The following is a 13,932-nucleotide window of genomic DNA, read 5'->3' on the forward strand; positions in this document are numbered from 1 at the left end:
AACACGCATGCCAGAACAGCCGTTAATCATCGGCGTTCGTCACCACAGCCCGGCCTGCGCCAGGCTGGTGAAAGAACGAATAGAACGCGTGTGCCCGCGCTACGTTCTGATTGAAGGTCCGGCGGATTTTAACCATCGCCTGGACGAGCTTTTTTTACCCCACCAACAGCCCATCGCCGTCTACAGCTACTGCCAGCAGCAGCATGGCGGCGCGGCAGGACGCAGCGCCTGGACGCCGTTCGCCGAATTCTCGCCGGAGTGGCAGGCGCTGCTGGCCGCGCGGGCAACGGGGGCGCATATCCGCTTTATCGATTTACCCGTCTGGGCGCAGGACGACAACGACAGCGATCCCTCTGACGCCCGCCGCGCCGATGACCATCAGCGCCTGCTCGAGGTCAGCGGCATGGAGAATACCGACGCGCTGTGGGACCATCTGTTCGAAGATGAAAACCAGCGCGCCGGGCTGAAACAGGCGCTGGAGACCTGGTTTGTCCAGCTACGCGGCGACAGCGGCGGTGGCGAAAACAGCCGGCGACGGGAAGCTTATATGGCCCGCTGGCTGGCATGGGCGATGCGGCAAAATAACGGCCCGGTGGTGGTGGTCTGCGGCGGCTGGCACGCTCCGGCGCTGGCTACCCTGTGGCGGAACTGCCCGGCGCAGGAGCAGGAGCCGGCATTACCGCCTCCGCCGACGCCCGATGCCGTCACCGGCTGCTATCTGACGCCGTACAGCGAAAAGCGGCTGGACGTACTGGCGGGCTATCTTTCCGGGATGCCGGCGCCGGTCTGGCAGCGCTGGTGCTGGCAGCTCGGTCAGCGGCAGGCCGGGGAACAGCTGCTGAAAACCCTGCTCGCCCGCCTGCGTCAGCATCGCCTTCCGGCCTCAACCGCCGATTTGGCAGCCGCCCATCTGCGCGCCATGGCGCTGGCCCGGATGCGCGGCCATACCCAGCCCCTGCGCTGCGACTGGCTTGACGCGCTGGCGGGCTCGTTAATCAAAGAAGCGCTAAACGCCCCGCTGCCGTGGAGCTATCGCGGCGCCATCCATCCGCAAACCGATCCTATTCTGCTGACCATCGTGGATGCGCTGGCGGGGGCGGATTTCGGCAAGCTCGCGCCGGGAACGCCGCTGCCGCCGCTGCCGCAGGACGTCGAACGCGAGCTGGCGCGCGTCGGGATTGCCCCGCCGGCGAATCTGAACCTCAACCGCTTTGCGCCCGACGGATTAGCGAAAAGTCAGGTATTACACCGGCTGGCCATTCTTGAGATCCCCGGGTTCCAGCAGCGAACCGGCAGCGCGGTAGCCCTTTCCGGCGATGGCGAAGAGCGCTGGGGAGTGTTTCGCACCATGGAACAGCATGCCGTCCTGATTGAATCCGCCCGCTACGGCGCCTCCCTCGCGGATGCCGCGCGACGGCGGCTGGAAGGGAATATTCTCTCCTCCTTTGGCATCAAAAGCCTCGCCGCCAGCCTCAATCAGGCGGCGCTGGCGGGGCTCGCCACCTTTAGCCAGCAGATGCTGGAACAGCTGGCGCAACTGATTGCCGAAGAGAGCCAGTTTGCCGAAATGGGGCCGGCGCTGGAGGTGCTGTATGCCCTCTGGCAGCGGGATGACATCGGCGGCATGCAGAACGCCGCCGTGCTGGAAATCACGCTCAGCGCGGCGCTTGACCGGACGCTGTGGCTCTGCGAATCCAGCGGCGTCGCCGACGAGAAGCAGTTTCACGCCCATCTGCATAGCTGGCAGACCCTGTGCCACATCCTGCGCGATCTCCACAGCGGCAGCGTTTTACCGGGCGTTTCGCTCAGCGCCGCTCTCGCGCTGCTTGAACGGCGAATTCACGCAGCCGATGCCGCACCGCTCGACCGCGGCGCGGCGCTTGGCGCGCTGATGCGTCTCGAGCACCCCGCCGCTACCGCTGAAACGGCGCTGGCCCTGCTGACGCGGCTGCCCGCGCAGCGTCTGGGAGAGGCGGTACATGGCATGCTGGCGCTGGCCCGCCATCAGCTTGCCTGTCAGCCCGCCTTTATCGCTGGCTTCAGCGAGCGTCTCGCCCGTCTGGCGGAAGAGGAGTTTATTCTCGCGCTGCCGGATTTACGCGCGGCGATGGCCTGGCTGCCGCCCCGCGAACGCGGCGCGCTGGCCCGCCAGGTGCTCGATCACTATCACATGACCATGCTGCCGACCCATGCGCTACAGGCGCCGGTTTCCTGCTCGCCGCAGCGGTTAATCCATCACCAGCTGTTGGAGCAGCAGGCGCTGGCGGCGCTTCGCCACTGGGGAGGACGCTAATGCATCCGCTATCCGATATTTTGACAACCCGTGAACTCCAGCGCTGGCGGCTGATTCTGGGCCCGGCCGCCGACAATAGCCTCGGCGGTCTCGACGAGCGTGCCCGCCAGGTAGACCGGGCCCTGGAGTGGCTTTACGGCCGCGATCCGCAACGGCTGCAGCGGGGCGAACGGCTGGGCGGGCTGGAAGAGTCCGACCTGACGACGCCGGAGTGGATCAACGCCATTCATACGCTGTTTCCGCAGCCGGTTATCGAGCGGCTGGAGAGCGATGCGGTGCTGCGCTACGGCATTGACGAGGTGGTGACGAATCTGGAAGTGCTGGAACGAATTCAACCCTCCGAAAGCCTGCTGCGCGCGGTGCTGCATACCAAACATCTGATGAATCCTGACGTGCTGAACGCCGCCCGACAGCTGGTGCGCCAGGTGGTGGAGCAAATTATGGCCCGGCTGGCAAAAGAGGTTCGTCAGGCGTTTTCCGGCGCGCGCGACCGGCAGCGGCCTTCGCGCATCCCGCTGGCGCGCAACTTTGATTTCAAAGGCACCCTGCGCGCCAACCTCCAGCACTGGGACCCGCAGCGCGGCAAGCTGTACATTGAATCGCCAAAGTTTATCAGCCGCGTGAAGCGCCACAGCGAAAAATGGCAGCTGATTTTGCTGGTCGATCAGAGCGGTTCAATGGTGGATTCCGTGATTCATTCCGCGGTCATGGCGGCCTGCTTATGGCAGTTGCCCGGCATTCGCACGCACCTCGTGGCGTTCGACACCAGCGTGGTGGATCTCACGGCGGATGTCGCCGACCCGGTCGAGCTGCTGATGAAAGTTCAGCTCGGCGGCGGCACCCATATCGCCCAGGCCGTAGAGTATGCGCGGCAGCTGATTGAGCAACCGCACAAGAGCGTGATTGTGCTGGTGAGCGACTTTTTTGAAGGCGGAGCGAACTCGCTGTTGATTAACCAGGTCAAGCAGAGCGTACAAAGCGGCATCAAAGTCCTCGGCCTGGCGGCGCTGGACGACGCGGCGTCCCCCTGTTATGACCATGAAATGGCCCAGTCGCTGGTCAACGTCGGGGCGCAAATCGCCGCCATGACGCCCGGCGAGCTCGCCTCCTGGCTGGCGGAGAATTTACAATCATGATGCCTTTACGCCCTGAATTACTGGAGCTCACGCCGCAGGCGCTCACCGCGCTGAGCAACGCCGGGTTTGTGAAACGCGCTCAAAAAGAGCTGGATAACGGCAATATCCCCGCGCTGGAGCAGGATGAGGCCGGTACGCTGACCGCCGTTTTTCGCGATGGTACCCGTACCCGGCTGGAAAAAGATCGGGCACTCAAAGAGTCTAGCTGTACCTGCGGCGCTAGCGGCATGTGCCGCCATCGCGTGATGCTGATCCTGAGCTATCAGCGCGCCAACGCCGGTCACGCGGCTCCTGAAGGGGAGCCAAACGCTGACGAGCGCTGGCATCCCGGCCTGTGGCAGGAGGAGCTGGCCACCCTGCCCGAGTCGATTCTCAAGCGGGCGCAGCAGCTGGCGGATAAAGGGCTGACGGTGGAATTGTTCTGCCGACCCAACGAAACGCCGTCGGCAAAGCTGCCGATGAGCGATGTGCGTTTTTATTCCCGCAGCAGTATCCGCTTTGCCCGCTGCGACTGCATCGAAGGCTCCCTGTGCGAGCATATCGCGCTGGCGGTGCAGGCCTTTACCGACGCCGAAGCCCAACAGCCGGGCTTTACGCATCTGGTCTGGCAAACCCGCAGCCGCAGGGTCGCCGCCCGCGGCGGACCTTTTGCTACGCCCGAGGGCGAAGCCTGTCGACAAAGCCTCCGTCAGCTAAGCCAACTGCTGTGGCAAAACGGCGTCAGCCAGCCGCCAATCAGCTTCGAAGCCGCGTTCACCCGCGCGCAGCGCGCAGCGCATGCGGCCAACTGGCGCTGGGTCATCGGCGCGCTTGCCGAGCTGCGCGAAGGCGTCGATGCCTGCCAGCAGCGCGCCAGCCACTACGTGCCTGAGCAGCTGCTGGCCCAGCTCGCGGGCCTTAATGCCCGTCTTGAGAGCGCCGACCGAATGGCGCAGCTTGCCGATGCCGGCCAGACGCCGCCCCTGCCGTGGCGCACCGTCGTCGGTCAGGGTATTGCCGGTGAAGCGCAGCTCGATCATCTGCGGCTGATTTCCCTTGGCATGCGCGGCTGGCAGGATAACCAGCAGTACGGCTTACGTCTCTGGTTTAGCGATCCGGATACCGGCAGCATTTTGCATCTGTCGCACCGCTGGCCGCTGGCTGAACGGGCGCAAAACCCGCTATGGCAGCGCCGCCTGTTTACCTTTCAGGCCGGCATACTGGCGGGCGGGCAAATCATTACCCGGTCAGCGCGCCGCACTGCCGGCGGCGAGCTGCTGCTGGGCGCCCGTCAGCGCCTGAGCAGCAGCCTTCCGCTCACCGAAGATGCCTGGCTTTTGCTCAGCGCGCCGCTGCGGCAGCCGGGCGCCGCGGCCCTGCGTGAGTATCTGCGCCAGCGCCCCCCGGCCTGGGTGCGCCCGCTCAATCAGGTTGATAACCTGTTTATTCTGCCGGTGGAGGCCTGCCTCGCCGTCGGATGGGACGCCGCCCGGCAAACGTTGGATGCGCAGGTCCTCAGCGGCGTGGGAGAAAACAACGTTTTGTACTTGTCCCTTCCCGCCTCCGCCAGCGCGCCGTATGCCGTTGAGCGGATGGCGGCGCTGCTCAGACAAGAGGACGATCCGGTGGTGATGGTTTCCGGGTTGGTCAGCTTTCATCACGGGCAGCTTAGCCTGGAGCCGCTGGTCATGATGACCCGTACCCGCGCCTGGGCGCTGAACGCCGAGCCGCTTCCCGTCGCGCCGTTGCCTGTTGGCGATGTACTGCCGCCGCGCTCGCCGGCCCTGAGCCTGTTGCAGCGCGCCCGGACGCTACTGATCCAGATAGCGCACAACGGCCTGCGCTATCAGCAAAAGAGCCTGTTTCGCGAGGCCGCCACGCTGGGCGGCGAGTTGACGAACCAGGGTTTTAGCCATCTTGCGCGTCTGCTTCAGCAACTGGGCGAGAGCGAAACGGCCACCGCCGAGGATACGCTCAGCGCCATCGCGCAACTCTGTATACAATTAGAGATGATGATTGATTAACAAGGAATGATAATGAAATTTAACCGCAGGATCACCGTCGCTCTGGGCGCAACGCTATTGATGGCCACGCTTGTCGGCTGCGATAACAACAAAGATGAGGTCAAAACGTTCAACAACACGATCAACGGCGTTGACCTGACCTACACCTATCACTACAAAGACGATGTCGTTACCCGCCAGGACGCGGATAACACTATCCCCTATAAATCGCTCGGCGTGAGCAACGAAGAGCAGGCGCGCAAGGTCATCGACCCCATCGGCGCGGCCTACAGCAAAATCAAAGGCGTCACCCACAGCGTCGACTATAAAGAGAACGTCGCGCAGGAACACCTCTCCATCGACTTTAATCAGGCTAAAATCAGCGAGCTATGTCACCTGCCGGGGGCCAGCTTTTCCGACTGTTCACAAAAGTTTATTTCGCTGAGCGAGTCGGAGAAATTGCTGAAATCGCAGGGTTTTAAAGAAGTGAAATAGCCTTGCCTGGTCTGGAGAATTCCCGGCTGGCGCTACGCAAGCCGGGTTACGGGGCCGTGCCTTCGGGTAGCCCGGTTCAGGCGTTTACGCCGCAAGCCGGGGGAGGCATATCAGGATTTCGCGTGTTCGCGCTCGGTCAGCCCGCGCAGGAAGTAGCGCAGGAACTGATCGCCGCATTCGCGGAAGTTTTTATGCTCCGGGGCGCGCATCATGGCGGTGATTTCCGGCATGGAGACGCGGAATTTCTGCTGGGTGAGGATAGCGAGAATATCATCCGTCTTCAGGGAGAAGGCGATTCGCAGCTTTTTCAGCACGATGTTGTTGTTGACCCGGCGCTCGACAGCGAGCGGCGGCGCGGATTCATCTTTACCGCGCTTCGCGTAAATCAGGCCGTTAAGGAAATTGGACAGCACAATATCCGGGCAACGCGCAAACCCCTCTTCGTCTTCTTTTTTCAGCCAGGGAACCAGCTGTTCCGCGCTCACCGGCGCATCCGCCAGCGCAAAAATACTTACCAGGCCGTTGTTGTTGGTTTTCAGGGTGTAGCGCAGGCTACGTAAGATATCGTTACTGATCATATTGCCTTCATGATGAAAAATTCTGCCGCTCAGTCTATCACGATTCCGCCATTTTACAGCCCAATCGCCTCTTTCAGGCTCTTCAGATAGCGGCGGCTGACCGGTACCGTTTGCCCGGCGCGCATCAGCAGCTCCGCCTGGCCGTTCTCCTCAAAGCGGATCTCCTTGAGATGGGACATGTTGACCAGGTACTGGCGATGGCAGCGCAGCAGCGGCGTGCGGCTCTCCAGGGTGCGCAGGGTCAGCTCGGTAAAGCCCTCCTTTCCTTCGCAGTCGGTGACGTAAATCCCGCTCATCCGGCTGCTGACGAAGGCCACGTCTTCCATCTGCAGCAGCCAGATCCGGCTGTGTCCGGTGCAGGGAATGTACTTCAGCGCCTGCTGAGTATCGTCGAGGACGGTCATATCCTGCAGGCTGCGCTCCTGGCGCAGACGAACCAGCGTTTTTTCCAGCCGGGCGGATTCAATCGGCTTCAGTAAATAATCAAACGCGTGCTCTTCAAAGGCCTTCACCGCGTACTCGTCAAACGCGGTGAGGAAGACGATATAGGGGCGATGCTCGGGATCGAGCATGCCGACCATCTCCAGGCCGCTGATGCGCGGCATCTGGATATCCAGAAACAGCACGTCCGGGCGCAGCTTGTGCACCGCGCCAATCGCTTCGACGGCATTCCCGCATTCGCCGACGATCTCAATATCAGGCTGGGTCTCCAGCAAAATACGCAGGTTTTCACGCGCCAGCGGCTCGTCGTCGACAATTAATACTTTTAACATGCGTTGTCCTCCACAGGCAGTCTCAGCGTGACGCGGGTAAAACATTCCGGTTCGCAGGTTACGGTGATCCCGCAGTCGGCGCCGAAGCGCGCCCGCAGCCGGCGGTCGACCAGGTTCATGCCCAGCCCGCTGGCGCTGGGTTTGTCCTGGTACAGCCCGGCATTATCTTCAATATCCAGCTGCAGCCAGCGTTCGTGTTGACTGGCGCGGATGGTGATCTCGCCCACCCCGAGGTGCTGCGAAGTCCCGTGTTTAATGGCGTTTTCGACGATTGGCTGCAGGGTAAACGCCGGAAGCTGATGCTGTCCCAGCGCTTCGGGCACCAGCATCTGAATCTGTAAATTGGCCTGAAAACGCGCTTTCTCAATCTGCAGATAGGCGTTCACATGCTCAATTTCATCCGCCAGGGTGACGATTTCCGCAGGCCGCTTCAGGTTTTTGCGAAAAAAGGTCGACAGATACTGCACCAGCTGTCCGGCCTGGTCGCTATCGCGGCGAATCACCGCTTTTAGCGTATTCAGCGCGTTGAACAGGAAATGCGGGTTCACCTGGGCGTGCAGCAGTTTGATTTCCGATTGCGTCAGCAGCGCTTTTTGCCGTTCATACTGACCGGCCAGGATCTGCGCCGACAGCAGCTGCGCAATCCCCTCTCCCAGCGTACGGTTGATCGAGCTGAACAGGCGGTTCTTCGCTTCATAGAGCTTAATGGTGCCGATCACCCGCTGATTTTCGCCGCGCAGCGGGATAACCAGCGTCGATCCCAGCTTACAGTTGGGATGAATCGAGCAGCGGTAAGGCACTTCGTTGCCGTCGGCGTAAACGACTTCGCCGGAATCTATCGCCTTTTGGGTATACAGCGAAGAGATGGGTTTACCGGGAAGGTGGTGATCGTCGCCGATCCCGGTAAACGCCAGCAGCTTATCGCGATCGGTTATCGCCACCGCGCCGATATCCAGCTCCTGGATCAGCACCTGCGCGACCTTCATGCTGTTCTCTTCGTTAAATCCCTGACGCAGGATCCCTTCCGTCGACGCGGCAACCTTCAGCGCCGTGGCTGAGAAAGCCGAGGTATATTTTTCAAACATCGCCCGCTTATCCAGCAGGATGCGCATAAACAGCGCCGCCCCGACGGTGTTGGTAACCATCATGGGCGCGGCTATGCTCTGTACCAGATGCAGCGCATCTTCGAACGGGCGAGCGATAAGTAGAATAATCAGCATCTGCACCATTTCGGCGAAAAAGGTGATCGCGCCGGCGGTAAGCGGGCTAAAGACTTTATCCGGCCGCCCGCGTTTGACCAGAATGCTGTGCACCAGGCCGCCGAGTAGACCCTCGACGATGGTGGACACCATGCAGCTCAGCGCCGTCATGCCGCCCAGCGAGTAGCGGTGAAGGCCGCCGGTCAGCCCCACCAGACCGCCGACTACCGGGCCGCCCAGCAGGCCGCCCATTACCGCGCCGATGGCCCGCGTATTGGCGATCGAGTCTTCGATATGCAGGCCGAAGTAGGTGCCGAGGATGCAGAAAATGGAAAAGGTCACGTAGCATAGCAGCTTGTGCGGTAATCGGACGGTGACCTGCATTAACGGGATGAACAGCCGCGTTTTGCTCATCAGCCACGCGATGACCAAAAACACGCACATCTGCTGAAGCAGCAGCAACACCAGATCGAACTCGTACATACCCGCAGACCACACTTCATTTGAAAGCGCGTAACATACACTGCTTGCTTATAACTTTCTTTGAAGCAATACATGAAAATGATAATTCATGGTTAAGATCACACTTCTCCGCGTCTCGACGGTCCTTTTTTGTACAAAAAACAGACAAAAATTCCCGCTTCGGCAAACAGCTTCTACAGTTAATGGAGGAGAACACAGCGGGAGGAGAAAATGGCGCTTTATACAATCGGCGAAGTTGCCCAGCTTTGCGATATCAATCCCGTGACGTTACGCGCCTGGCAGCGGCGCTACGGATTACTGAAACCCCAGCGTACCGACGGCGGTCATCGCCTGTTCAACGAATATGAAATAGACCGCATTCGCGAAATTAAGCGCTGGATTGACTCCGGCGTGCAGGTCGGGAAAGTGAAAACGCTGCTGATGGATAACGAGCAGGAGGTGGCCGACGGCTGGCGCGCTCAGCAGGAGATCCTGCTCGGCTATTTGCAAACCGGTAGCTATCATCGCCTGCGCATGTGGCTTAAGGAGCGCAACCACAGCGACTCTGCGCAAATTCTGGTCAAGCACCTGATTAATCCTTTGCGCCAGCGCCTGCTTAGCCCGCAGCCGACGTTGCTGGCGCTGCGTGGCATCCTTGACGGTATTCTGATTAATCATATCGCCCGCAGTCTGTCATCCACGGCAAAATATCCCGGCAACCATGCGCTGGTTGTGGGCTGGAACGTTAGCGATATTACCCGGCTATGGCTGGAGGGATGGATAGCCAGTGAGCAGGGCTGGCGGGTGGATATTCTCGCCCATTCGCTAAACCAGCTCCGGCCGGAACTTTTCCCCGAGAGTACGTTGATGGTCTGGTGCGGAGAGACGCCCTGCAGCGCCCAGGTCAACCAAATGCGTCTCTGGGAGCAGCAGGGGCAGATTATCTGGCTCAATCACGCCACCGCCGCGTCTCCCGGAGGCGGCGCCTGAGGCGCCTGTCCGGGCTACCGGATCGCAGATTGCTGTGGGTCCGTAGCCCGGCTAAGCGCAGCGCGAGCCGGGGATATTGTCGTCGCTAAAAAGCAATTAATGTTTTATTAACACCTGCGCTTCACCGTATAATCCCTGCGTTAACATCAGGAGCCTATTATGAAGCCAGCAAAAATTGCGGTGATTACCCTGTTCTTATTTATGGCCATCAGCGGCATCGGCGGCGTGATGCTGGCCGGTTATTCATTTATTGTTCGCGGCGGTGTCGGCTGATCCGCCGGTTCAGCCGTTCAAAACCGCGGTCGACGATAATCGCCGCCAGCGCCACCAGAAGCGCCCCCTGAATGACATAAGCGGTATTAAATCCGCTGAGGCCGATAACAATCGGCGTACCGAGCGTATTCGCGCCAACGGTTGAAGCAATGGTCGCCGTACCGATATTGACGATAGTCGAGGTACGAATTCCGGCGAGCATCACCGGCGCCGCCAGCGGCAGCTCAACCTTCATCAGTCTCTGCCAGCCGCTCATCCCCATCCCCTGAGCGATGGTTAATACCCCGGACGGTACCGCCCCAATTCCGGCCAGCGTGCCCTGCAAAACCGGTAATATGCCATACAGCGCCAGCGCGATCAGCGCGGGCTGCCAGCCAAATCCCATCACCGGAACCGCAATCGCCAGCACCGCGACCGGCGGAAACGTCTGCCCCATTGCGGCGATGGTCTCTACCAGCGGACGAAACTCATGTCCTCCTGGACGGGTGACCGAAATCCCGGCCCCGACGCCCACGATCGTCGCCGCCAGGCTGGAGAGCGCCACCAGCCAAAAGTGCGCCAGGGTGAGAGAGACAAAACTCTCCTGCTGATAAACCGGACGCGGCAGCTCGGGAAACAGTGCGCTGAACAGCGGCGCGCTGTAGGGCAACGCCAGCAGCAGCGCGATAAACATGGCGCTGAGCCACAGCAGCGGATCACGCAGCGCCTTCACGCCGGGCCTCCTCGCGCAGCAGGTCGGCAAAATGCAGCGTCCCGCAGGCCTCTCCCTGCTCATCGACCACCGGCAGCACCTCGCGGCGATGGGCAACGAACTGCGACAGCGCCTCGCGCAGGGTCATCGCCACGTTTAACGCATCCCCCGCCAGGCGCTCGTCGCGGCGCAGATAATCGCCGACGCCGCGCAGCGATAGCAGGCGCACGCCCAGTTCGCTGCGGCCAAAGAAGGTCTGCACAAACGCATTTTTCGGCTCAAGCAGCATCTGCAGCGGCTCCCCCTGCTGTACCACTTCGCCGCCATTCATCAACACCAGATGGTCCGCCAGCCGCAGCGCCTCATCGATATCGTGGGTTACCAGCACTATCGTGCGACCCAGCAGGCGATGAATGCGGATCATCTCCTGCTGCAAGGCTTCGCGCGTCACCGGATCGAGCGCGCCGAAGGGCTCATCCATCAGCAGCACTTCCGGGTTGGCCGCCAGCGCGCGCGCCACGCCGACGCGCTGCTGCTGCCCGCCGGAAAGCTGATGCGGGTAGCGTTCGCGCAGGCCGGGCTCCAGCCCCAGCAAGGCCATCAGTTCATCGATTCGCGCCTGGGTTTTCTGTCGCGACCACTTCAGCAGCTGCGGGACGGTGGCAATGTTCTGCGCCACCGTCCAGTGGGGAAACAGGCCGATGGACTGGATGGCGTAGCCCATTTTGCGGCGCAGTTCGAGCACCGGCTGCTGGCGGATATCCTGCCCGGCGAAACGGATCGTCCCGCTATCGTGCTCCACCAGACGATTAATCATCTTCAGCGTGGTCGACTTCCCCGAACCGGAGGTGCCGATCAGCACCGAAAATGCCCCCTCGCGCAGATGCAGATTGAGGTCTTTCACCGCAGGCTGTCCGGCAAAGGCTTTGTTGACGCCGTCAAACTCAATCACCGGCCTCTCCTTTCAGTAATGCGCCCCACAGCGCGAATAACGCATCCACCACCACCGCCAGCGCGATGGTCGGGATTACCCCCAGCAGCACCAGATCCAGCGCGCTGCTGAGCAGCCCCTGGAAAACCAGCGCGCCGAAACCGCCCGCGCCGATCAGAGCCGCCACCACCGCCATACCGACGGTTTGCACGCTAACCACCCGCAGGCTGCGCAACAGTACGGGCAAGGCCAGCGGTAGCTGTATCTGGCGAAAGCGCTGCCCGCCGCTCATCCCCATCGCCGCCGCGCTCTCCAGCGCTTCACGCGGCACCTGCTGCAGGCCGGTCGTCACCCCGCGCACCAGCGGCAATAGCGCATACAGCACTAGCGCGATCAGCGCTGGCGTCATGCCGGTCCCGGAAACGCCGATCTGCGCCAGCGAGGGAAACTCCCGCGCCAGCCCGGCCAGCGGCGCGATAAGCAGGCCAAATAACGCGACGGAGGGAACGGTCTGAATCACGTTGAGAACCGCAAAAACCGGCGATTGCCAGCGGGGATACCGCCAGAGCCAAACGCCAACGGGTAGCCCAATCAGCAGCCCCGGCAGCAGGGTGCCGAACAGCAGGAGCAGATGCTGAGACAGGGCATCGTCAAAAACATCGCGGCGATTGAAATACTCTTTCAGCAAAGAGAGGTCATTGAGCGCGCCGAGTCCCAGCAGCAGCGCGGGCAGCAGCCAGATTTGCGCATTTAGCAGCCAGCGCCACAGGGCGCGGGAGGTCAGGCGACGAACCGCATCGCTGGCGATAAGCAGGCAAAGCGCCAGCGCCAGCCACAGACCGCTGCCCGGCGAGGTGCGGGCTAAAGGAGAACCGCTCTGGGCCAGCTGCACCGCCGCCCTGCCGGCCCCCCACAGCAATAAAGGCAGCAGCAGATCCGCTAGCAGGAAGATAAGCAGCAGCGGGAGGCGCCCTGAACGCCAGCTCAGCAGCGCTATCAGCAGCGCGACCGCCGCCTGCCCCCCCGCCAGCCACGGCCAGACCTGCCATAGCCAACGCCCCTCGCCGGATAACAGCCGGTTAGGGGCATAATTGATAAACGGCAGCGCCATCGCCAGCAGTAATAGCCATGCCAGCAGCAGCGCAACCCGGTTACCGCAACGAATCGTCACGCGCGCGCTACTTCAGCAGCCCTTTTTGTTGCAGATAGTCGGCGGCGACTTTCTTCGCATCCAGCCCCTCTACCGCAATGCTGGCGTTCAGCTTTTGCAGCGTCTTTTCATCCAGGCTGGCAAATACCGGCTGTAGCCAGTCGGCTATCTGCGGATAGGCTTTTAACACCGCTTCACGCACTACCGGGGTGGGCGCATAAATCGGCTGCACGCCCTTCGGGTCGCTCAGGGTTTGCAGACCCAGCGCGGCGACCGGGCCATCGGTACCGTAGGCCATCGCCGCATTCACGCCGGAGGTTTGCTGCGCCGCCGCTTTGATGGTGACCGCCGTATCGCCGCCCGCCAGCGACAGCAGTTGATCTTGCTTGAGCGTAAAGCCGTAGGCTTTTTCAAACGCCGGCAGCGCGTCCGGGCGTTCAATAAACTCCGCCGAGGCGGCCAGCTTAAAGTCGCCGCCCTTTTGCAGATAGCCGGCGAGGTCGCTTAATGAGGCGAGGTGGTTTTTCTCCGCCAGATCCTGACGGACGGCGATAGTCCAGGTATTGTTGGCCGGAGCCGGGGTGAGCCAGATGAGCTTATTCTTTTCCGCGTCCAGCTTTTTGACTTTTTCGTATCCCTGCTGCGCGTTTTTCCACGCCGGGTCGTTCTCCTCTTTGAAGAAGAACGCGCCGTTGCCGGTATATTCCGGGTAAATATCCAGCTCACCGGCGGTTATCGCCCCGCGCACCACCGGGGTGGTGCCGAGCTGGATTTTATTGACGGTTTTCACCCCATGACTTTCCAGCACCTGCAAAATAATATTGCCGAGCAGCGCCCCTTCGGTGTCAATTTTTGAGCCGACCTTAACCGGCTCGGCCGCCTGCAGCGGCAGGCTAATCAGGGCCGCCAGCGCCAGCGCGCCTGACCAAACACTTGCCTTTATCATCCTCGCGTCCCTCTTTAATTTGCGCTCCATTAA

13 protein-coding genes are annotated in these 13,932 nt (G+C 61.4%); 6 read left to right on the forward strand and 7 right to left on the reverse strand.

What is annotated here, in order from left to right:
• The first annotated feature begins 7 nt into the window (after positions 1–7).
• From BWI76_RS19445 to BWI76_RS19460, 4 genes are read left to right on the forward strand one after another with little or no spacing between them, the layout of a single operon-like run.
• A complete protein-coding gene (locus BWI76_RS19445) occupies positions 8–2,293 on the forward strand; it encodes a DUF5682 family protein (protein WP_004138607.1) in 2,286 nt (761 codons plus the stop codon).
• Positions 2,293–3,429: a vWA domain-containing protein gene (locus BWI76_RS19450; protein ID WP_004138606.1), complete on the forward strand. Its 1,137-nt coding sequence runs from the start codon at positions 2,293–2,295 to the stop codon at positions 3,427–3,429. The genes BWI76_RS19445 and BWI76_RS19450 overlap by 1 nt, the downstream gene beginning before the upstream one ends.
• On the forward strand, positions 3,426–5,432 hold the full coding sequence (locus BWI76_RS19455; protein ID WP_004138604.1) for an SWIM zinc finger family protein: 2,007 nt from the start codon (positions 3,426–3,428) through the stop codon (positions 5,430–5,432). The genes BWI76_RS19450 and BWI76_RS19455 overlap by 4 nt, the downstream gene beginning before the upstream one ends.
• Before the next feature lie 12 nt (positions 5,433–5,444).
• Complete coding sequence (locus BWI76_RS19460; protein ID WP_004138602.1) at positions 5,445–5,906, forward strand: YehR family lipoprotein; 462 nt, start codon at positions 5,445–5,447, stop codon at positions 5,904–5,906.
• 110 nt (positions 5,907–6,016) lie between these two features.
• Here BWI76_RS19460 and BWI76_RS19465 read toward each other — a convergent pair whose 3' ends face one another.
• From BWI76_RS19465 to BWI76_RS19475, 3 genes are read right to left on the reverse strand one after another with little or no spacing between them, the layout of a single operon-like run.
• A complete protein-coding gene (locus BWI76_RS19465; RefSeq protein WP_004138601.1) occupies positions 6,017–6,484 on the reverse strand; it encodes a DUF1456 family protein in 468 nt (155 codons plus the stop codon).
• Between the two features lie 53 nt (positions 6,485–6,537).
• Positions 6,538–7,257, reverse strand: coding sequence for a two-component system response regulator BtsR (gene btsR, locus BWI76_RS19470; RefSeq protein ID WP_004138598.1), 720 nt, complete (start codon positions 7,255–7,257; stop codon positions 6,538–6,540).
• Complete coding sequence (locus BWI76_RS19475; protein ID WP_004138597.1) at positions 7,251–8,939, reverse strand: sensor histidine kinase; 1,689 nt, start codon at positions 8,937–8,939, stop codon at positions 7,251–7,253. Before BWI76_RS19475 ends, btsR begins: the two co-directional genes overlap by 7 nt.
• 210 nt (positions 8,940–9,149) lie before the next feature.
• Between BWI76_RS19475 and BWI76_RS19480 the strand changes: the two genes are divergently transcribed.
• Positions 9,150–9,908, forward strand: a complete 759-nt coding sequence (locus BWI76_RS19480; protein WP_004138594.1) for a MerR family transcriptional regulator — start codon at positions 9,150–9,152, stop codon at positions 9,906–9,908.
• Positions 9,909–10,067: 159 nt separating this feature from the next.
• Entirely contained in the window at positions 10,068–10,181 is a 114-nt protein-coding gene (locus tag BWI76_RS19485) for a protein YohO (RefSeq protein ID WP_004103838.1), read from the forward strand.
• Here BWI76_RS19485 and BWI76_RS19490 read toward each other — a convergent pair.
• The 4 genes from BWI76_RS19490 to BWI76_RS19505 are packed head-to-tail and all read right to left on the reverse strand — an operon-like array spanning position 10,156 to position 13,899.
• The gene (locus tag BWI76_RS19490) at positions 10,156–10,893 is read right to left on the reverse strand and encodes an ABC transporter permease (RefSeq protein ID WP_004138593.1); all 738 of its coding nucleotides are present in this window, start codon (positions 10,891–10,893) and stop codon (positions 10,156–10,158) included. The two genes, BWI76_RS19485 and BWI76_RS19490, sit on opposite strands and share 26 nt — an antisense overlap.
• Positions 10,877–11,824 (reverse strand): ABC transporter ATP-binding protein, encoded by a 948-nt coding sequence (locus BWI76_RS19495; RefSeq protein ID WP_004138591.1) that lies wholly within the window; start codon positions 11,822–11,824, stop codon positions 10,877–10,879. Before BWI76_RS19495 ends, BWI76_RS19490 begins: the two co-directional genes overlap by 17 nt.
• Entirely contained in the window at positions 11,817–12,974 is a 1,158-nt protein-coding gene (locus BWI76_RS19500; protein ID WP_064371597.1) for an ABC transporter permease, read from the reverse strand. The genes BWI76_RS19495 and BWI76_RS19500 overlap by 8 nt, the downstream gene beginning before the upstream one ends.
• A 7-nt stretch (positions 12,975–12,981) precedes the next feature.
• Positions 12,982–13,899 (reverse strand): ABC transporter substrate-binding protein, encoded by a 918-nt coding sequence (locus tag BWI76_RS19505; RefSeq protein WP_024359196.1) that lies wholly within the window; start codon positions 13,897–13,899, stop codon positions 12,982–12,984.
• Positions 13,900–13,932: the final 33 nt, after the last annotated feature.

The sequence above is a fragment of the Klebsiella sp. M5al genome (genome assembly GCF_002090195.1).
Lineage (GTDB): Bacteria > Pseudomonadota > Gammaproteobacteria > Enterobacterales > Enterobacteriaceae > Klebsiella > Klebsiella grimontii.

Bases quoted from the DNA above. Each gene is read 5' to 3' on its own strand.
- BWI76_RS19460 (WP_004138602.1), top strand. From the start codon at position 5,445: ATGAAATTTAACCGCAGGATCACCGTCGCTCTGGGCGCAACGCTATTG.
- BWI76_RS19455 (WP_004138604.1), top strand. From the start codon at position 3,426: ATGATGCCTTTACGCCCTGAATTACTGGAGCTCACGCCGCAGGCGCTC.
- BWI76_RS19480 (WP_004138594.1), top strand. From the start codon at position 9,150: ATGGCGCTTTATACAATCGGCGAAGTTGCCCAGCTTTGCGATATCAAT.
- BWI76_RS19475 (WP_004138597.1), bottom strand. From the start codon at position 8,939: ATGTACGAGTTCGATCTGGTGTTGCTGCTGCTTCAGCAGATGTGCGTG.
- btsR (WP_004138598.1), bottom strand. From the start codon at position 7,257: ATGTTAAAAGTATTAATTGTCGACGACGAGCCGCTGGCGCGTGAAAAC.
- BWI76_RS19450 (WP_004138606.1), top strand. From the start codon at position 2,293: ATGCATCCGCTATCCGATATTTTGACAACCCGTGAACTCCAGCGCTGG.
- BWI76_RS19505 (WP_024359196.1), bottom strand. From the start codon at position 13,899: ATGATAAAGGCAAGTGTTTGGTCAGGCGCGCTGGCGCTGGCGGCCCTG.
- BWI76_RS19445 (WP_004138607.1), top strand. From the start codon at position 8: ATGCCAGAACAGCCGTTAATCATCGGCGTTCGTCACCACAGCCCGGCC.
- BWI76_RS19485 (WP_004103838.1), top strand. From the start codon at position 10,068: ATGAAGCCAGCAAAAATTGCGGTGATTACCCTGTTCTTATTTATGGCC.
- BWI76_RS19465 (WP_004138601.1), bottom strand. From the start codon at position 6,484: ATGATCAGTAACGATATCTTACGTAGCCTGCGCTACACCCTGAAAACC.